Below are 19,425 nucleotides of genomic sequence, written 5' to 3'. Positions count from 1 at the left end.
ATTCAAAGCCGGCTTCTGAAACCTGACGGCTTGCGCGACGGCTTCTGTTTGACGATATGTTAACGAGCGTTTCTGGATGAGGATCCATGTCCGACAAGAAATATTACGATGCCCAGCTGGACAGAGCCCGGCAGTTGCAAAATGAAGGGCAATATGCGGAAGCGAATGCGCTTCTCTTATCGCTGGTTGCAGTAAAAGACAGGCATCTCATGGGCGAGGAAACAGTGCTCGGCCTGCCGCGTCGGCTGCACGCGGCGCGGCTGCGTCTCGCCAAGGCTGAAGGCGATTTGGTCGCGAAAATCGGCTATCAATATACGCTGGTTCCGCCACCACGGGCGCTGGCAAAATATGCACAATTTTCTCCGGACGAACGCCGCACGATCAACCTGAAAAACAGGGAGGAGGTGCCGAGGCTCGTTCACCAGATATGGATCGGGGGAAAAGCCCCGCCGGTATCGATTGAGGCCTGGGCTTCCCATGCCGCCTCACACCGTTACGAGTATCGCCTCTGGCGCGAGGCCGATCTTGAGCGGGAAGGCGTGCTTGCAAACGATGTCTTCAGAACGATGTTGGACCAGGGCGATTATCCGGGCGCGGTGGATGTGGCCCGTTACATTCTGCTGGAACGTTTCGGCGGTATCTATCTCGATTGTGACTGGTATCCGGCCAGGGACGATCTGAGTTTCGACGCTTTCCTGCCCTTGACGGGGCTGACGGCGTTCGATGAAAAAACGCCGCGTGATACCGGGCAGGGCAGCATGCTTCTCGCCAATTCCTTCATTGCCGCTCCGGCCGGCCATCCCGTCTTTCGAAGAATGCTGGAGGCTTTTCCCGGGATCATGGCCGATATGCCGCGCGCGCCGGCCTGGTGGTCGACGGGCCCGCTGATCTTCACCGTCATCGCCCGGGCGGGAAGCATCAGCCTTGCGCCTGCATCCTTTGTTGCCGCCTCTCTTCCCGATCGTGCGCCGTTTGAGGCGGTGGAGGCACTCAGGCGCGAACAAGCTGCCGGGGTGGACGGATTGCTGATTGCCTGGAAGTCATGGTGAGATTTCGTTGACGAGGTCTGCCGAGGAACGCCAGCGGGCGGCGGGATGGTTGGCGGTTACCTCGAAAAGCCGTCTCAGGAAGCGCCAGACATTGTCGTCATGAACGAGATGATGGGTGAGGATGCCTGTAGAGCCGCCATGGTCCGCGGCCCAGAGCATACGGGTGGCCGTTTCGGCGAAAAGACTGTCGTCTTCGCGGCCGCCACGGCTGCCGTGCCAGTCTATCACGTCGACATGGGTATTCAGGCAGGGCGGGACGGTGTTTTTCTCCGGGCCAAAAACGGACAATGCACGATAACCGAGGCCGGTCAGTCCCTCCACGACACCGGCATCGATACGGTTCCACGGTGGCACCAGCATCGGTACCAGACGCTCGCCATGCAGATCGTGCAGTTTTTCCAGCCCGGATTGCAACTCGTCGAGAACGATGGACAGATCGCGGTGCAATCCGAGTTCCCGTTTCTTTTCTTTCTCACCGGCATAATTGGTGTGCGACCAGCCATGGACGGCGACATGGGCAATGTCGGCTTTGTCCAGATATTGCGCGAGCCTGCCCGTCGTCATCTCGGGTATAACCGCAAGGGTGACCGGAACGGAAAAGCTGCCACAAAGAGCGAGCAGCGTGTCGAGCGCCGGCGTCGGCTCCACCGCGTCGTCGTCTCTCAGCCAGAGATCGGCGGTTATGCCGCGCTGCGCGCATTCGTCCAATGCCGTTACGAGTTTTTCCAGACTCATGGTGTTCGTGCCTTTGCTCGCAACAGAATATGGTTCAGCTCTTTCGCGGCGTTTTGCAGAGACCGTTCATCCTTGACGAATTGCCGGGCCGCCTTTGCCAGTTCTTCACGCCGCCTGTCATTGCCGAGCAGGGTTTCAATTGCACCGGCATAGGCGGCTGTATCATTTTCCGGTGTCAGTAATCCGGTGGTGCCGGATTTTACCACTTCGGGAACGCCTGCCACCTCTTCGGCCACCACGGGCAGCCCGGCGGCCTGTGCTTCGAGATAGGCAAGACCATAGGCCTCGCCATGCCCCGGCCAGACATAAAGGGATGCGCGGGACAGAAGAGCGGCGATCTTGGCTGCGGTTTTTTCCCCGTGCCAGACGAGGCGGTTTCCGGGAAAAGAGCCGAACATGGCTTGAACGGTCGCGCGTTCCGGCCCGTCGCCGACGATATCCAATGTCCAGTCCAGATCTTGCGGCAGGAGGGCAAGTGCCTGGGAAAGCGCGCGATAGCTGCCAAGCTTGTCGCCCGCCCGCATCATGGCGACGGTGATCAGCCTTGCCGGCGTCGGGCGAGGCTCGTTTTCGAGAAAGGCGCCGGCGTCGATAAAGGGCTGCAAGGTCGCATGGCGGATGGCGGGAGAGGCACGCAGAAGCCCATCGCGATCCCGCGCGGTGAAGCAGATATTGACCGCGGCGGCCGTCAATGAGGCCAGCAGGTCGTCCTGAACGGCCTGCCAGCCCATGCCGTTGCGCTTGGGTGAATAGGAGGCCTCGGCGGTGACATAGGGGATATCGAAACGCCTGCTGAGTTCCGGCCCGAGCAGATCCGGGGCCTTGTAGTAGGGGTGGTAGCAAAACCAGAGGTCCGGCACGCCCTGCCGCCGCCAAAGCTCTGCAATTGTTTCGGTCTCGTGTTCGGCGGCATCGGTGAGAGAGGCGCGCGCCGGATCATCCGCCTGTTTCAGAAAGCTGCGCAACTCGGAGGCGACGCAAACCTCATGGCCGCCCATGGTCATCGCCGTCATCAGCAGACGGGCCATCAGCCGATCGCCGGAGGGAACGGGATGGTTGGGCGATTTGAGCGGCGAATAAAAGGCGATCTTCATGCCGATGGTTGTGCGTTGGTCGCGGCTGCGGCGTCAACCGGAATTTGAAAGGGCGCAGTCTTGACAGCCCGGCCATTCTTGCCCAACTGAAAGGCATCTTTTGCACATGCGCGGAGCGTGACACGCTTTGACTTCCCCAGACATTTCCCAAAACCTGCTTTCCAGCATCGAAAACAAAAGCGCCAAAGCGGGCGTGATCGGCCTTGGCTACGTGGGCCTGCCGCTTGCCATGACGATCGCCAGGGCCGGTTTCAAGGTTGTCGGTTTCGATATAGACCCCGGCAAAATTACCGCGATCGAAGTGGGCCGCAGCTATATTGAGGCTGTGTCGGATGAGGTGCTTTCAGACGTCAGGCGTGATGACGGCTTTGTTGCCACCTGCGATTTTTCCCGACTGGCAGAATGCGATGTGATCGCCATCTGCGTGCCGACGCCCTTGACGAAATATCGCGAGCCGGACCTTTCCTATGTCGAAAAGACCTGCCGGGATATTGCCGCCCATCTTCGCAAGGGGCAGCTCGTCGTTCTGGAATCGACTACCTATCCCGGTACGACCGATGGGGTGGTAAAGACCATTCTGGAAAGCACCGGGCTTGTCTCCGGCGTTGATTTCTTCATCGGCTTTTCGCCCGAGCGGGAAGATCCAGGCAATCGCGATTTCGAGACCTCGACCATTCCAAAGGTTGTTGCCGGTGATGGCGAGGCTGCCGGAAAACTGATGGCCGCCTTCTACGGTGCGGTGGTGAAGAAGATCGTTCCGGTCTCGACAAACGCCACGGCCGAGGCTGTGAAGATCACCGAAAACGTCTTTCGTGCGGTCAATATCGCGCTCGTCAATGAACTCAAGGTCGTCTACGAGGCCATGGGCATCGACATATGGGAGGTGATCGACGCGGCGAAAACCAAGCCTTTCGGTTTCATGCCGTTTTATCCCGGCCCGGGCCTCGGCGGCCATTGCATACCGATCGACCCTTTCTACCTCACCTGGAAATCGCGGGAATATGAGTTGCCGACGCGGTTCATCGAGCTTGCCGGCGAAATCAACACCGGCATGCCGCGCCATGTCATCGGGCGCGTCGCGGAAGCGCTCGACATTCATTCCGGCAAGGCGCTGAGCCGCTCGAAGGTGCTAGTCGTTGGTCTCGCCTATAAGAAAAATGTGCCCGATATTCGCGAAAGCCCCTCGCTGAAGCTCATCGAGCTCATCCAGGAGCGCGGCGGTGAAGCGGCCTATTTCGATCCTCATGTGGCGGAAATCCCCAAAACCCGGGAATATAGCCACTTGATGGGCATGAAATCCGTTGCATGGGACAAGCAGACGGTCGGCACCTTCGATGCCGTTCTCGTGGCGACCGATCACGACAATGTGGACTACGCCGCTCTCTGCGAATGGGCACCGCTGATCATCGACACGCGAAATGTCTTTGCACGCCGGGATATAGCCGCAAAACACATCATCAAGGCCTGATCGGCTTCATCAGGCATTTCCAGCAAAATCGCTGCATGCTTTTACTGGAAATGCCCGGCATTCATGAATGGACGGACTATGAGCAGATTGGACAGTTTCATTCGCCGGTTGACCGCGCAGCGGGATATCCTCAACCATGTCGAGGCCGATCTCGATCTCCCGAATGAAGGCGCGATTATGGAAATCGGGCTTGGAAACGGCCGCACGTTCAATCATTTGCGGGAACTGTTTCCGGAACGCCGTATCGTCGCCTTTGACAGGGCCATGGGCGCACATGCCTCGTCCGTCCCGCCGGAAGAAGATCTCGTAATCGGCGAAATATCGCAAACCGCTCCCGCCTTCATCGGCGCCGAAGCGGCTCTGGTCCATGCCGATATCGGTACCGGCTACCCTGAGAAGGATGCGATCACCTTGACGTGGCTGCCTGATCTTGCCGCGGCTATGCTGGCGAAAGGCGGCGTTGCGGTCAGTGGTCTGCCACTGGATCATCCCATGCTGAAACCGTTGCCGGTGCCGGAAAGCGTGCCGACCGACCGCTATTTTCTCTATCGCAAGATTTGAGGCCGCGCCGCCCGGCAGCGAGCGCGCCCGATTGTCCTATAGATAGCGCTCGCTCTCTTCCTTCGACAGCAGGAAGACCCTCATTTGCGAGTTTCGCCCGCGAATGGCGATTTTTTCGCTTCGCAGATCGGCAATCTCCTGCCCCGCCTGGAGAATGGCGGGCTCGGAAACGACAATGGCGGCGCCAAATTCCTTGGCCTTGGACTCCAGCCTGCTTGCCACGTTCACGGTGTCGCCGATAGCCGTCAGGGTTTTTGCGGCGCCATAGCCCATGACGCCGACGATGGTTGGGCCGGCATGGATGCCGACCACCACATCCAGCCGGACGGCAAACTGCTTTTCCAGACCCTCGTTCAGGATCGAAAGTTCCCGCAGGATGATCGCGGCCGCCTTCATGGCATTGCGGCAGGCATTTTCCGCGTTATCGCCAAGTCCGAAGAGAGCCATGGCACCGTCGCCGATAAATTTGTCGAGATGGCCGCCAGCCTGTTCGACGGCCTGACCGACGATGGTGAAGTAGCGGTTCAGGAGAAATACGACGTCATAGGGCAGCTTGGCTTCGGAAAGCGTGGTGAAATTGCGCAGATCGCAAAAGAGGATGGCGATCTCCTCTTCCGTGCCGGGTCGGGCGGGTTGGGCATCCGGCGGCAGGTCGCTTTGCTGCGGCGGCGATACGAGAAGCGCCACCCCAAGATCGTGGGTGGGCCGCAACTGGCAGCCGAGGCGCACATCCGAATCGGCGTGGATACGTCTCAACGTGGTTTGCTCAATATCTCCGGGAGGCGGAAGCGGGCCCTTGCTGCCGACAACTCTGACACGGCAGGTCGAGCAGCGTCCTTTGCCGCCGCAAACGGAATAATGCGGGATGCCCGCAAGCCGGCTGGCTTCCAGAATGCTGAGCCCTGCCGGCACACGCGCCTGTGCGCCATGTTCGTAGCGGATTTCGATGGCCGTCAGCCGTTGCCGGAAGCTGCGCACACCGCGCAACACGAATACCAGCATCACCGCGCCGGCGAACAGGGTCTCCGTCGCGCCGGTGATGAAGCGGATCCGCGTCTCCATTTCCCGTTGCAGCGGCAGTTCGTCTTTCTGAATTGTATTGTCGGTCAGCCCGGGAGGAAGGGCGTATTTTTCATCAATCTCCGCCAGCCAGCGACCGGCATCGCTAAAGCCCAGGAGTGCCAGAAGCGGCAGCATCACCGCTACCGTCATGAACAGACCGGCTATGCGTGGATACCAGTCCCGGTATCGCAGCCAGAAATAGAGGCCGATGCATCCGTGGACCCAGATCACGATCAGTGCGAGGCTCTGCCACATGCCCTGTATAGGGTTGTTGATCCATAGCCGGCGGATGACCGAGTAGTAGCCGACATCAATGCCATAAAGCATATGCGATACACGGATATTGACGGCATGGCCGATGATCAGAAATGGGATGGACAGGCCGAATATGACCTGGAGCGCTTCACGAAGCGGCATGCGCAGGGTTCGACGCTGATAAAGCGAGCGCAGAACAAGACAGACATGCACCACAACCGAGCCATAAAAAAGCAGGCTGCTGACGGGATTGAGCCAGATCAGGCTGAACCATTTTCGCGCCCGCTCGGCGGTATCGATGGAGATGAGTGCAAGGGAATGGTTGAAAAGATGGGAAAAGACGAAAGCAAATATGATGAGGCCGGATAAAATCCGGGCGCGTCTCAAATTGGTCTCCGAAAAGAAACGGATCATGCAAATCCCATCAGATGGTCATTCGGCGTAGAATCATCATGTAATATGTGGTGGCAATCCCCTTAGTGCAGGCCGTCTCGTGGCAATATCGTGGAGCAATTGATCCGGACCGGTCAATTGTGCGTGTTCGAATGCCCGCCGCATGGCGAAGGATGTTGATCAGGATTTCGAAAAACCGTCGGGCAGATCAGGCCGCAGGCGACGTCAAATCATGCTCAAAGCTGGATGATCTGGCCGTCCATGGCCGCGAACGCGCCGCTGAACAGGGCTTTTGCCTGTTTTTCGATATCGTCCAGCTCCTCGTCGCTGCGGCTTGGGGCATGGTGGATGAAGCCGACATTCTTTGCGCCCGCGAGCTTCGCGAGGCGGATCGCCTCCTGCCAGGATGAGTGACCATAGCCGCGATAAAGGCCCATTTCCTCATCGGTGAACATGGCGTCGTAGAGAAATAGATCGACGTCCCTGATAAGGTCGAGGACATTGTTGTCGGTGCTGCCCGGCTCATGTTCGGTGTCGGTGATGATGGCGAAGGATTTTCCTTCCCAATCCAGGCGGTAGCCGATGGCGTTGCCGGGATGATTGAGCATTCCGGTTCTGATCGAGAGTCCCGGATGCACATCCAGAGCGTCGCCCGGCATGAAGTCCCGCGTCGCCATTTTTGCACAGCAAACCTCCAGCGGCACGGGAAACCACGGCGGACTCATGAATTCCCTGAGCATTTGCCGTGTTGTCATGGCACCTGCGAGGTGGCCAGACCAGATGGCGACATCGTTGCAGCTGTTATAAAACGGCTTGAAATAGGGAAAGCCGACAATATGGTCGTAATGACAGTGTGAGAAGAACAGGTTGACGTCGGTCACACCTTCCGCCCGCAAGGCCAGACCGGCGGGATGCAGCCCCGATCCTGCGTCGAACAAAAGAACGTGATCTCCGCATCGTACCTCGATGCAGATGGTATTTCCGCCGTATTTTCGGAAGTTTTCACCTGAAACAGGAAGCGTTCCCCGCGCACCCCAGATCTTTACCCGAAAATTTCTATTACTTTCCCGACTTGCTGTGTCGGAATCGAACGCCATGACACACCCCAATAACAACGGAATCTTGCACGCTTTCCTCCCATGAAGCCCGTTGTCTCTAAAGATTCTTATATCCGCCCTTTTTTGGCGGATGCCTTTACCCCTTATTCAGTCAGCATTTCATTTATATTGCAATGGTGCGACATTTATTTTTCCAATATCGCCCGTCACGGTAGCAAGGAATTGCTGCTCATGTTCTGGCGTTTGCGCGCGCTTTGCTCAGTTCCGTCGTCGTCTGGGTGAGGCGTTCGGCAAGAACGCGCATGACCTTGATGGTAATGTCAGGGAAATCCGACATGAGCTTGAAGAACTGCTCCTTGCCGATCCGCAGGGCTTCCACATCGGTCGAAGCGCGGATGGTTGCCGTTCTGACGCTGTCGCAGAGGATGGCGATTTCGCCGACGATGGCATTGCCCGTCATTTCGGCCACTTTCAGCGTGCCCGATGGAGAATCGACCAGAACATCGACTTTTCCGGTCAAAAGAACATAGGCGGCATCTCCAACATCGCCCTGCCGGAACAACACGTCGCCAGTGTGATAGGACACCCGATCGGATGCGAATGCGAGTAGTTTAAGCTTCGACGGTTCCATTTCCGAGAAAAATGGTACGCGTTTCAGCATTTGAATTTCGTCTTTGAATAGCATCGTCTTACCCTGTTCCTGTTCCACCTCGGCCACTTCTTGGATTTATGTTGCGACCATTTCCTTGAATGTACCGTTTTCCTCAGCGAGAGTCTCGTAACTTCCGTCGGCGGTGATCAGGCCCTGGTGGACAACGATAACCCGGCCAAACATGCGCGAAAGCGTTGCATTCGACAGAACCCATACGATCGAGGGGTTATTGTTGTTCTGTTTCAGGAATGTGATGACCCGTTCGACGATTTCCTCCTGCTGTCGGGGATCAAGGCCGGGAAGAGGGCGGTTGAAGACATAATAATCGGACTTGCGGATCAGCGCCCTTGCAAGGTTGAGTTTCTGGCGCTGGAGCGGCCCGAGCCGCTTGCCGCCGGCGCCGAGGTTGAAATCCAGACCCACTGCCAGAACACGCTCGTAAACGCCCTGCTTGCGCATGACATCCGCGACAATGCGGGTGATGCGCCGCGATGCGTCCGTATAGCGGTGGCTGACCTTGCCGAAGAGAATATTGTCCAGGAGGCTGGTGGCGCTCATGTATTTTGTCGGATCGTAGATTTCGATCACGTTCTTCAGGCTGTCGGGCAGGTTTTCATGGAACATGTGCCGGACTTCGACGATCCGGTTCATGATTTCCGGTGACAGAAGGCCGAAACGCTGCCTGGGCTCGATGTAAAAGAAGCTCAGCCGCAGCATCGCGCGCTTTTCGCTTTCATTGGCGTCGTCGAAACCCCGGCCCTGAAGGCGTTGCAGCATTTGCTGATAGACCGGAATATCGTCAGGCGTCATGAATGTGAGCTGCTGGAAGAACGGGTGGTCCCCCGGCAGGTCGGCGAAGATTTCCACGATGTTTTCGGCAATCGTGTAACCCATCTCGAACAGGATTTTGACAAGGCCGGTCTCGCGCATCAAGGATCGGAAATAGTCGCTTTCGATGATGGTCCTGATCGTCTGGGTGGAGTCGCGCATGGTGCCGAACAGCAGGTTTTCGCCAACCGTCGCCTCGCTGTTGTAGCTCTCCAGTTCGAAGGGCGCGATGAGGCCGCTGAGATTCTCCTTTTCCAGTTCGGCGCGCAGGACATGCCGCAGTTCCACGATGCGGGCGGCAAGGTGCAGGTCGGTCAGAGGGTCGATCGACGAACGCAGCGCAAATTCCAGAATATCCTGCGAGAGCTCGACGCTATCGAGAACGGCAAGAATGGCCTTGATGAGGTTTTCCGGTCTGCCGTCACCCGCAGGGCTGGCGGCATAGTCGATCCATTCGCTGTTGATGTCGATCAGCGGATTGCCGGCCATCTTGGCTTCCCGGATCTCCCATTTGCGATGTTCGAGCGCCGCACCCTGATAGTCCTTATCCGCAAGCGGGGCGTGTTTGAGGCCGTAAAGCAGGTTATCCATCAGGCTGGCATGGAAAAAATAGCTGTCGGAGGACACATAGGAGATGCGTCGTCCCGTCAGCGATTCCGGCAGTTCCAATATGTCGACATCGTTGATGCTGATCTTGCCGGAGGTCGGCCACAGCGTGCGGCCAATCGCATCCGCCAGCGCCTCTGCCCCGGAGCCGCCGACGATGGCGATTACCTCGCCCGGTTCGATTTTCAGCGATGCCTGCTCCAGAAGCCGGCTGCCGCTATCGTCTTCGAGCGTCAGATTGGTGACCACGATCGGCGCGGTGATTGCCGCCACCGTTCCCGGCGACAGTTTCTGCACTTTTTCGTCGATCATGTTCGGGGCGTCGAACTGTTCGAAGACCTGTTCGTATTTAACCTGGACATCCTGACGCGCCTGATCCCAGTCAATCAGTTCCTTGAGCGGTCCGGGCAGTTCCTTGTAGGCGTTGATGACCGCGACCAGCTGGCCGACATCGAGGCTGCCCTTGAGAGTGAGATAACCGCCGAGCGCATAAAAGAAGAAGGGGGTGAGCTGTGCGAGGAAGTTGTTGATGAATTTGACCAGGAACTTCCACTGGTAGAGATCGTAGCGGATCTTGAAGATGTCGCCCAGCCGGTGGGAGGCGTCGGCTCGCTCGAAATTGGAGGTGTCATAGGCGTGGATGGTGCCGATGCCGTCGACCATTTCGCCGATGCGTCCGGCAAGCTGGCGCGCGCTCAGCTGCCGCTGCCGACCGAGTTCGATGAGGCGGCGGCGCATCTTGGGGATGATGCCCACCTGAATGGCGGCCATGAAAGCCGCAATCAGGCCCAGCCAGAAATTCTGCACGAGAATGAAGAAGAGCGCGGAAAGCGCCTGACCACCGAGAAGCGCCGGCTGTACGAAGGCGTCGCCGGTAAACCCGCCCAGCGGCTCGACCTCATCCTTTACCATGCTGGATATTTCGGCGCCCTTGACCCGCTTGAAGTGGGTGGGCGGAAACCGCAGGATCTTGTCGATAAGCTCGAAGCGGATGCGCCGGAGCAGCCGTTCACCGAGGCGGCCCTTGTAGGTATTGATGTAATATTTGAAAAGGCCGTTGATGATGACAAGCGCAAGGAAGGTAAGGCTGAGCGCCATCAGCATCGACATGCGGTTGAGTTCGAGTCCCGGAAACAGTGTCACGGTTCCCCAATAGGGAATATCCACCGTGAGATGCATGAAAAGCTGCGTCGCGTTTGCCCCTTCGAAGCCGTCCCCCTGAATAGGGCCGTTGACAATCTGCTTGGGCAGATCGAAAGCCAGGAAATAGGGGATCATGGACAGGGCGACGATCAGCAGGATGAAAAGCTGCTGCCGCCTCGTATGCGACCAGATGTAACGCGTAAGGCTTTGTTCCATATAAAACTTCTATGACCTGTCGGGCCGGGCCCGGCGTGTTGGTTTGCGCGGTGTCAAGACGGTCAGGCTGCCGGGCGGCGGAACCTCCTCCTGCAAATAGGTACGGGACTCGCTATTTATCAGTATATTCAAGCGGTTTCGAGCAAAATAGCGTTCGTGTCGAGCGCTTGCCGGCCTTTGCCGTGATCATGTTGCCGCGCGTCTTTTGATAGTTGTAAAGGCCGCGATATGTTTAGATTTTTCTAATGTTACTATTTTTATTGTAGAACAGGCGTTAAGACGCTTCGGTATAGTGATCCCGTAAATGGTTGAGCCAGACACTGGCGCAATGATGGCAAGGTCAATGGCAATAGATATTTCTGAGCGTGCAGGCAGTGAACCTTCCCTTGATACGTTGTCGCTTTTCGGCATTGCATCGGATGGGTCGATGGCACACCCGGTTTCTTTTCAAGGGTGTACGGGTATTTTCCATCCGGCACGCAAAGACGTCAAACAGGGTCACGCGGTTCTTTTCGTCAGCCCCTGGGGTATGGAAGAGCTGTGCAGCCGCAAGTTTCAGCGCGTTATCGCCGAGCGGCTGGCCGCCTCCGGCGTCGCCAGCCTTCGCTTTGACTATCATGGTGCAGGCGATGCGCTCGATCCGGAAGATACCGGCCGCGCGGCGGACTGGCTTTCCGATACGCGGGCGGCGCTCGATTATCTGAAGCGTCTTTCCGGCTGTTCCGGGGTGGTGGTCATCGCTCAGGGCCTCGGTTGTCTAATCGCAATACAGGCACTTGCCGATGCGGCGGCCGTCGGTTCTATGGCGCTTTTGGCGCCTGTCGTTTCCGGACGCGCCTATCTTCGCGAACTGGCCATGTGGTCGTCCATGATCGACGATGGCCTTGGCCTTCTCCCCGCGCAGCGCATGGCGCAGCCGGGGTCCATTGCCGGCATGGCCATGCCGGCAGGCATTGCGGACAGCATCAAGAAGGTCAATCTTTCAAATATGGATGCCGCCCCGGCACATACGGTTCTGCTCCTGTCGAGACCGGGCCGGGTGACCGACAGCGATTTTGCCAGACACCTTGCCACGATTGGGAGCGAGGTGGAGGAGGCGGAATTTTCAGGCTATGACGATCTCGTCTCCAGTCCCACGCTTTCGAAAATATCCGACGATGTGGTGAACCGGCTGGTGGGCTGGGTCCTGTCGCAGATCCGCGCCGGGAACGCGGTGGGGCCGCAGGAGGATTTTGCCGTCAACGCCTCGCATCGCGGTCGCGACTTTTACGAACAGCCGGTGCAATTTGGCGAAAGCGGGCGGCTTTTCGGCGTCCTTTGTGAGCCGGACGACCGGGAGAGTGTTTCATCGGTTCTTCTTCTCGGTGCGGCCTATGACCGGCACGCGGGTTGGGGCAGGCTATCCGTCCAGACGGCCCGCGCGCTTGCACGCGAAGGCATCGCCTCGCTCCGCTTCGACGCGGCCAATATTGCCGACAGCCCTCCAGTCAAGGACGTGCCGGATCAGGTTCTCTACGATCTTGCGCAGAATGATGACGTGTCCGCCGCGCTCGATTTCCTTGACCGGCGTGGCAATGGACCTTTGATTGCGGCGGGCCGTTGCAGCGGCGCCTATCTTGCCTTTAACGGTGCGCTTGCCGATAGCCGGATCAGCGCCGTGGTTGCGGTCAATCCGGTTGTCTTCCATTGGCAGAAAGGGCGCTCGGTGGATGAGGCGCTGCACAAGCGGCCGCGTTCCTTCGGTGAGTACAGCCAGCGTTTTCGCCAGGGCGCGACATTCAGGCGCCTCATCAGCGGTGATGTCGATGTGATGAGCGCCGGACTGAACATCGGCAAGGCGACACTCAAGAAGCTTTCGACAAAAACGGCGAGGCTTTTCCGCAAGGGGAGCGAGGAAGGGCGTGCCGTCTATGGCGCTTTTGAGAAGTTGAAGGCGCAGAACACCGCCATCAGCCTGCTTTACAGCGACAATGACGACGGTCTTGAGCATTTCCGGTATTATTTCGATGCCGATGGCAAGGGGTTATCGGATTACAGGAATGTGTCGCTGACCATTATTCCCGATGCGGATCACAATCTTTCTACGCCCGAAGCGAAAAAAATCTATATCGATACGGTGAAGCGGCTGGCCCTAAAAGGAAAAACGCCGGCTTGACCCGAGTGACATCACCTCGCCCGTCGGTGGCGTTTCGGGTGTCGCGGTATCCGGCAGAAGGGTGACTTTTTTGCTCTCGCCGGGGGCGAGGTGGAACCAGTTTTCCGAGGCGCGGTACCCTTCCGTCGTGATATGGACGGATTGCGCCAACCGGTCGGTGCCGATCTCGAGCGACCACACCCCTTTTTCCTCACTTGCTCCCAGCTGAAGATTGGCAGCATGCAGCGCCTTTTTCCGACCGAGCGGAAAATGGAATGCGTCGGCGATGACAAGCCCGGTCGCGACATCACGAAGCCGCGCCACCGTGACATCATGGGATGGCGGGCCGAAACGATAGGCATAGGTCGTATCGAAAAAGGCGCCGAACAAATCGGTTGCGGCGATCGTCTGGCCCTGTCGTGGCAGGAGCTTAAGCGGCCGTTTGGCGTGGACAACGGGTTGCGTGCCGTCGCGCAGGCAGGTCAGTTCCAGCATGGCTTCGAGGCCATTGCCGGTTTCATTGATCAGATGAATGTCCAGCCCGTTGGTGCCTTCATCGGAAAGACTGACCTGCATCGGGCGAAACGCTCTCTTCAGCGCATGCCAGACGGATTTTGGCCTGCCGGTGGCGTCAATGACACCCCAGCCCGCGCCGGGAACCAGATCCTGCAAGGTCCAGACAAGCGCGCCCCGGCAGGAGGAGGCGTCGCGTCGCCATTCGGCGAAGGTTGCTTCCATGACCTCGGCGGTGGCGGCGCGGGACATGTCGAGATAAAGGCCGCCATCCTCGCGGCGCAACACATCCGGTTCGACCTCGTAAAGCAGTTTTAGATAGTGGTCGCGGACATCCTCGAAATCCCAGGAGGCGCCGCGATCGCGTGGCGCGCGGGCCTTCCATCGCGGATCATGCACCGCCAGTGCGGGAAGATGTCTGTCGAGCGTTTCCTGTTCGGGAATATTGGCGAAGGCGAGGCATTCGGCGGCAAAGCGCACATCGGCACGGCGGGCGTCTTCAAGCGGGCGGCAATAGGCGCCGACGCCATAATAATGGCCGATCCCGGCATTGGGGAAAAACGGCAATGCGCCGCCTGAGGGTGAATTGGCGACATAGACCGCGTCCGGCCGTTTCTCGGCCACCACGTCCGGCAGAATTTCTTCGGTGAGCATTCCCTTCCAGATCTGCTCCGGCAGACCGAGCATTGCGCCCTGCTGGTACATTTCGCTGCCACCGCAAAAAACGGTGAGCGAGGGAGAAAGGGCAATCGCCTCAAGGAACTGCGAGATTTCCGTGACGATATGCTGGTGGAGGGCCTCATCTTTTGCCGGGTAATCGAAGTTGGCGAGCATGGCGTCCTGCCAGACCATGATGCCGAGTTCGTCGCAAAGCGCGAAGAATTCCGGCGTCTCATAGGCCATGGTTCCGCCGACACGGATCATGTTCATGCCGGCTTCGGCCGCTTTTTTGAGCCACGGCTTGTAATCCGCCCTCGATCCCGGCAGGCGTACAATATCTGCCGTTGTCCAGACCGCGCCGCGGCAGAAGACGGATTGTCCGTTTATCCTGAGCCCGAAACCGTCGCCGTCTTCGCCTTGATCGATCTCCAGCTTTCGGAAGCCGGTGCGGCCAAGCCGGTGTTGCTCGCCGTCCAGCTCCAGAAAGATTTCGTGGAGCGCCGGTCGGCCGTGCGTGTGGGGCCACCAGGTTTCGATGCCGGGTATCTGGAGTTCACCGAAGAATTTGCCGTTTTCGGCGCTCGAAAGATCGGTGCTGTAACCGGCGCAGGTCAGCCGCGCCGTTACCACGGTACGGCCTATTTCCACGGCAATAGCGACGGTTCCCGTGCCGGTTTCATCCAGCGAGGACCGGACCGTGCAGAGTACACCCTCCTGCCTTATCAGGCTGATGGGTCGCCATGGGCCGGCGGCATGGATTTCCGGGCACCAGCCGGGCATATAGCCAAGCGCCGTGGTGCGGATCAGCCGCAGCCCTTGCGTGTTCATCATCTGCGGCCGCCAGCGGGCACGGGGTCCGGTTTTCTCCAGCCTCGGCGCAAGCGCCCGGAAGCAGATCGACAGCTCGTCCGCACCGGTCAGCTTGACTGGGACCTCCAGCCTTTCGAACATGCTCTGGCTGGCTGCAATCAACTCCCCGTTGAAGAAAATTTCGGCAATTGTGGAAAGACCATCGAAGCGCAGGATCGCCCGCTCTCGCGCATCGGAAATCATGGTCAGGCGATACCAGGCGTCCTTGTCGTTCAGGGTCACCGGGGCAAGGCGGTCGAATTTTCCGGCCATTTCCAACGCCTGCGCCACCGTGCCGGGAACGGATACGTTGAGGCTTTCAAGGGTTGCGGAAATATCGGACGGTGTCTCAAAGGCATTGGCCGGCGTCAGCGTCAGCGTCCAGCCTTCGCTCAGCAATTCCACGCTTTCACCCGGAAGATAAGTCCTCACGCGGCCTCGCTGGCGTTCGACAGTTCTGCGGCCAGGCTCTCCATCAGGCCTTCCCATGCTTCCGCAGCCGGATCGAGCACGGAGGCGAGCGCATCGAACTTGCGGCGCGTCACGGCGCGGGCAAGCTGGAACTGTACGGTCTTGGCGACCTCGGAAATGCGCAATGCATGGTCTCTGGCTTCAGAAAAGCCGTCCTTGTCCAGCCATTCGAGATGGCTTGCCGCCAGTTCGAAATTGGCGCCGAGCTGGCGCAGCGTGTTGAAGGCATATTTATGGAAAAAGCCGAAAGGCCTGTCGGCGACCTTCTCCACCTGGGCCGGGAACACGGCCGCGAAAGCCTTGACCGGGTTGGCGGAAGGGCGTCTTGAAAAATGAAACTTCAGCAGCCGTTCGGCTGTCTTGCGGATATGGGCCGGTGAAGGATTGGTGTCCGCGAATTTTGCAAATTCCGTATAGGGCAGGAATGGCGGGTCGGTTTCCTGCAGATGGTGCTGGAACAGGCCGTCAAAGTCTTCGCCCGATAAATGGAAAAAACCGGCATTGTGGAAATAGTCGAGTTCCCGCTTCGCCAGATCGAGCCGGTTGATGGCGATGGTGGTCTTGCCGTGCTCCTTCTGGTAGCCCACCCCGTGGGTATCGGGCATATAGAAGCTATCCATCTCGATCAGGCAGATGCGGCCGCGCTCCAGCTGCGCCTCGATGTGGTTTTCCACCCGGTCGAAGATCGCAAGCTCGGTGGCACGAACGCCATAAAGCGCTTCGAGATCTTCCAGCGGCACCTTGAAGAAGGTGAACTGGTCGCCTTCGAAATCCTGCGTCAGGGTGAAACCGAACATGGCTTCCGGCGGCAGGCCCCTGGCGGCCAGCACCTCGATCCACAGATCAATGTAGCAATTGGTTTCCGGCCACATTCTCTCTGAGGAATGAAGCGGATGCTGCACATAATTTTGAGGACCGAGACCGGGGAAAATCTGCCGCATGGATGATCAGCCCCAGAGCGTTTCCACGACCTTCGAAGGCCATTGCTTCACATTGAGACCGTGATGGGCAAAAAGCGCCAGCGCAATACGCTCAAGGCCGAAACCGACACAGGCGGTGTGAGCCACGGCGCCATTGTCGAGGTTCAAGTCCCATTTCTGGCCAAAGGCGTCCTGATGGTAATTGAAGCTCATGCAGGCCGTCGGATTGGTGGCGGATGTAACGGGGATCAGCAATTCGAATTTCAGGTTCTGGTCGCGCTGGTTGTTGGCCAGCATCTTGCCCGCACGGCCGAAGAAGGGATCGTTGGCCACATCGATGGTCACATCAAGCCCGACAGCTTCCATCATCGCCACGCCACGATCCATCCAGATCTGGCGGAATTCGGTCACATCGGCCTCCGTGCCCATGCGCACATATTCACGCATGCGGAAAAGCTGCTGGCGCGCGGGGTCCTTGGATGGTTCATGGCGGAAGCAATAGGACTGGATGTCGTAAAGACCGCCGCCGGAAGGCAAGGCGCCGCGTTTGGCAATGGTCGGATAAAGCGGATAGCAGGCTGCCGGCGTCAGCACGATGTCGGTGGCTTTCTGATCCTTGGTCCAGTCGCCGCCCTCATCCATGGTTTTCAGCAGGCTGACATGGTCGAGCTCGCAGCCGCAGAAGGAGTGGACCGTGCCGGCAAGCTGCGGGAAGCTCTTCATATAGCCGCTTTTTTCGAAATAAGCGCGGTTGATGCCCGGCGGAAAACGGATCGCTTCTGCGCCGTCGGCACCACCCGTGCGGTCGATCAGCCGTTCGAATGCGGCAATGACGTCCTCGAACTGGCCGCTGCGACCGTAAAGACCGTCTACACCCGTTTCAATCAGCAGGCCTTCTTCGAACAGGCGATCGAGAAAGGATGTTTGCATGTCCATGGTCTTATCCCAAGAGGCTGGTGTCCTGCCTGTGAACCAGGAGGAGATTGGCGGAATTACCGAGAATGCGGTCGTTGGATATCATCAGGCGGGCGGAATGCGCATCGCGAAGGTGACGGCCGAGGCTGTAGGGTGTGCCGTTTTTGTAACCCATGATACCGCAGACCAGCATGGCATGATCGATGATCTCCAGAATGGTTTCCGAAGAGCAGATTTTCACATTGTTCATAGCGACTGCAAAGGCCATCGACATCAGCTTTTCGGCATCGCTCTTGGTGTCTTCATAAGCCTTGATGCCGGCAATGATGTTGGACTTGACCACCTGCAGCTTGGTGGAAACCTCGGCAAGGCGGATCGCGCCCGGAGGTGCGGTGCCGGGCGATTTCCGCGCCGCGGCTCTGACGAAAGACTGGGCGCGCAGCACCGCATCGGACGCAATGCCGTACCAGACGGCGCTCCACAGCAGGTGAGAGCTTGCAAGCATGGATTGGGCGGCGATTTCCGCAAATGGTTTCGGGAAGATCTGCACCGCCGGCGCCTCGCCGCGGAACAGGAACCCGTCCGAGCAGGTGCCACGCATGCCGAGCGTGTCCCAGACATGGGTTTTTTCGAGCGTGTACTGGTTTTTCAGAAAGACGGTCATCACCTGATCGGCGGGCGCGGCATCCTTGTGCGCACGCGAGGTAATGAGAATGGCATCGGCATTGCTGCCATAGGAAATGACGGTGGCGTCCTTCTCCAGCCGGCAGAAGTCGCCTTCGACCTCGATGGCGCAGATGGAGTTGCGCAGATTGCCGCCGATGCCGCCTTCGGTCGTTGCCGAGCCGAGCAGAAGCTGTTCGCTGGCGATGCGGCTCATGAAGCCCGCATGCCATGCGCTTGTCTCGCCGTGTTCCACAAGGCTCGATGCCTTGATGTGGTGCATGGCGAAAATCATTGCCGTTGCCGAACAGGCCTGGCCAAGTCGGGCGCAGATATCGGCGATTTCTTGCAACGAGGCGCCTTCGCCGCCAAGGGAAGAAGGAACCTGAATGCCGAGCAGGCGCTCTCGCTTCAAGGCGTCGACGGCTTCCCCGGGAAAGCGGCCGGTGACATCCACCTCGTCTGCGTGTTTAGCTGCAATTGTCGCAACACGGCCCGCGCGCGCGGACAGCGTTTCATCCTGCGGCGCTACGGTAACGTTCATCAGGCAGCCTCTTTGCCGTCCAGAATGAGCTTAACGGTATCCTCGATCGCCTTGATGCTGGCAAAGGACTTGCGGTTCAGCAGGTTGTCGGGAAACTCGATATCGAAAGCTTCCTCAATACCCAGCATCAATTGCACCGATGCAAAGGAAGAAAGGCCTGCTGCATAAAGATCCGCTTCATTCGCGATCGTATCGACGGGGGTGGGAAGCTGGCCGAATTTCGCCAGTATTTCACGAATAGTCGCATTCATTCCGACGTATCTCCCATGAATTTCATATCAGGACGGTTTGTGCTTATCGTTACGTTGCAAACGATAATATTCGCCTAAACCGTTAGGTTAATTACAACTAACGGCAGCATGCGACATTCCCGCACCGTTGCCAAGCGTTGATCCGCGCCCTTGACAAATCCCGGGCGGTGTCTTTTGCTATCTTCCATTCACCAGGGGTGTCCCGCCAAGGGGCTGAGATTCTGCTGTTATGCGCAGTGACCCGTTGAACCTGATCCAGTTCATACTGGCGTAGGGACGGTGCAAAGACCGAAGGCCGGCTGGCGTCAAGGCGCCTGGTGTCGGCACTTCGGTATTTTCCATCATTCCGGCTCGAACTGGGTCTCCACTGTCAAACTTTGGAGCC

General features: G+C 58.4%; 15 protein-coding genes and 1 riboswitch. Of the genes, 4 read left to right on the top strand and 11 right to left on the bottom strand.

What is annotated here, in order from left to right:
- Positions 1–86 precede the first annotated feature (86 nt).
- Positions 87–1,049, top strand: a complete 963-nt coding sequence (locus AGR13A_RS12860; protein WP_167377493.1) for a glycosyltransferase family 32 protein — start codon at positions 87–89, stop codon at positions 1,047–1,049.
- Here AGR13A_RS12860 and AGR13A_RS12855 read toward each other — a convergent pair.
- Together AGR13A_RS12855 and AGR13A_RS12850 are read right to left on the bottom strand one after the other, a co-directional pair.
- Entirely contained in the window at positions 1,041–1,784 is a 744-nt protein-coding gene (locus AGR13A_RS12855; RefSeq protein ID WP_080836038.1) for a polysaccharide deacetylase family protein, read from the bottom strand. The genes AGR13A_RS12860 and AGR13A_RS12855 overlap by 9 nt on opposite strands.
- A complete protein-coding gene (locus AGR13A_RS12850) occupies positions 1,781–2,878 on the bottom strand; it encodes a glycosyltransferase family 4 protein (RefSeq protein WP_080836035.1) in 1,098 nt (365 codons plus the stop codon). Before AGR13A_RS12850 ends, AGR13A_RS12855 begins: the two co-directional genes overlap by 4 nt.
- Before the next feature lie 127 nt (positions 2,879–3,005).
- Here AGR13A_RS12850 and AGR13A_RS12845 point away from each other — a divergent pair, with 127 nt between their 5' ends.
- Both AGR13A_RS12845 and AGR13A_RS12840 read left to right on the top strand, forming a co-directional pair.
- Entirely contained in the window at positions 3,006–4,346 is a 1,341-nt protein-coding gene (locus AGR13A_RS12845; RefSeq protein WP_167377492.1) for a nucleotide sugar dehydrogenase, read from the top strand.
- A 78-nt stretch (positions 4,347–4,424) separates the two neighbouring features.
- Positions 4,425–4,907 (top strand): class I SAM-dependent methyltransferase, encoded by a 483-nt coding sequence (locus AGR13A_RS12840; protein WP_080836033.1) that lies wholly within the window; start codon positions 4,425–4,427, stop codon positions 4,905–4,907.
- A 36-nt stretch (positions 4,908–4,943) separates the two neighbouring features.
- Here AGR13A_RS12840 and AGR13A_RS12835 read toward each other — a convergent pair whose 3' ends face one another.
- The 4 genes from AGR13A_RS12835 to AGR13A_RS12820 form a co-directional block, all read right to left on the bottom strand.
- The gene (locus AGR13A_RS12835; RefSeq protein ID WP_080836031.1) at positions 4,944–6,638 is read right to left on the bottom strand and encodes an adenylate/guanylate cyclase domain-containing protein; all 1,695 of its coding nucleotides are present in this window, start codon (positions 6,636–6,638) and stop codon (positions 4,944–4,946) included.
- Between the two features lie 215 nt (positions 6,639–6,853).
- Positions 6,854–7,714 (bottom strand): MBL fold metallo-hydrolase, encoded by an 861-nt coding sequence (locus AGR13A_RS12830; protein WP_051796084.1) that lies wholly within the window; start codon positions 7,712–7,714, stop codon positions 6,854–6,856.
- Positions 7,715–7,904: 190 nt separating this feature from the next.
- Positions 7,905–8,360, bottom strand: coding sequence for a cyclic nucleotide-binding domain-containing protein (locus AGR13A_RS12825; protein ID WP_035222069.1), 456 nt, complete (start codon positions 8,358–8,360; stop codon positions 7,905–7,907).
- A gap of 42 nt (positions 8,361–8,402) precedes the next feature.
- Entirely contained in the window at positions 8,403–11,120 is a 2,718-nt protein-coding gene (locus AGR13A_RS12820) for an ABC transporter ATP-binding protein (protein ID WP_080836029.1), read from the bottom strand.
- Between the two features lie 343 nt (positions 11,121–11,463).
- On the opposite strand from AGR13A_RS12820, the gene AGR13A_RS12815 reads away from it, so the two are divergent.
- Entirely contained in the window at positions 11,464–13,275 is a 1,812-nt protein-coding gene (locus AGR13A_RS12815) for a serine aminopeptidase domain-containing protein (protein ID WP_208612396.1), read from the top strand.
- Here AGR13A_RS12815 and AGR13A_RS12810 read toward each other — a convergent pair.
- The 5 genes from AGR13A_RS12810 to AGR13A_RS12790 are packed head-to-tail and all read right to left on the bottom strand — an operon-like array spanning position 13,252 to position 19,040.
- A complete protein-coding gene (locus tag AGR13A_RS12810; RefSeq protein WP_080836025.1) occupies positions 13,252–15,708 on the bottom strand; it encodes a glycoside hydrolase family 2 protein in 2,457 nt (818 codons plus the stop codon). The genes AGR13A_RS12815 and AGR13A_RS12810 overlap by 24 nt on opposite strands.
- The gene (locus AGR13A_RS12805) at positions 15,705–16,688 is read right to left on the bottom strand and encodes a DUF1839 family protein (protein WP_080836023.1); all 984 of its coding nucleotides are present in this window, start codon (positions 16,686–16,688) and stop codon (positions 15,705–15,707) included. The genes AGR13A_RS12810 and AGR13A_RS12805 overlap by 4 nt, the downstream gene beginning before the upstream one ends.
- Before the next feature lie 6 nt (positions 16,689–16,694).
- A complete protein-coding gene (locus AGR13A_RS12800; protein ID WP_035221510.1) occupies positions 16,695–17,603 on the bottom strand; it encodes an amino acid--[acyl-carrier-protein] ligase in 909 nt (302 codons plus the stop codon).
- Between the two features lie 4 nt (positions 17,604–17,607).
- Positions 17,608–18,789 (bottom strand): acyl-CoA dehydrogenase family protein, encoded by a 1,182-nt coding sequence (locus AGR13A_RS12795; protein ID WP_035221507.1) that lies wholly within the window; start codon positions 18,787–18,789, stop codon positions 17,608–17,610.
- Positions 18,789–19,040, bottom strand: coding sequence for an acyl carrier protein (locus AGR13A_RS12790; protein WP_035221504.1), 252 nt, complete (start codon positions 19,038–19,040; stop codon positions 18,789–18,791). Before AGR13A_RS12790 ends, AGR13A_RS12795 begins: the two co-directional genes overlap by 1 nt.
- 183 nt (positions 19,041–19,223) lie before the next feature.
- Positions 19,224–19,335: riboswitch (TPP riboswitch) on the top strand.
- The last annotated feature ends 90 nt before the right edge of the window (positions 19,336–19,425 follow it).

The sequence above is a fragment of the Agrobacterium genomosp. 13 str. CFBP 6927 genome (assembly GCA_900012615.1).
In the GTDB taxonomy this organism is placed as follows: domain Bacteria; phylum Pseudomonadota; class Alphaproteobacteria; order Rhizobiales; family Rhizobiaceae; genus Agrobacterium.
Note: the sequence above shows the minus strand (reverse complement) of the source record. Positions and strands in the feature narration are given on the sequence as shown.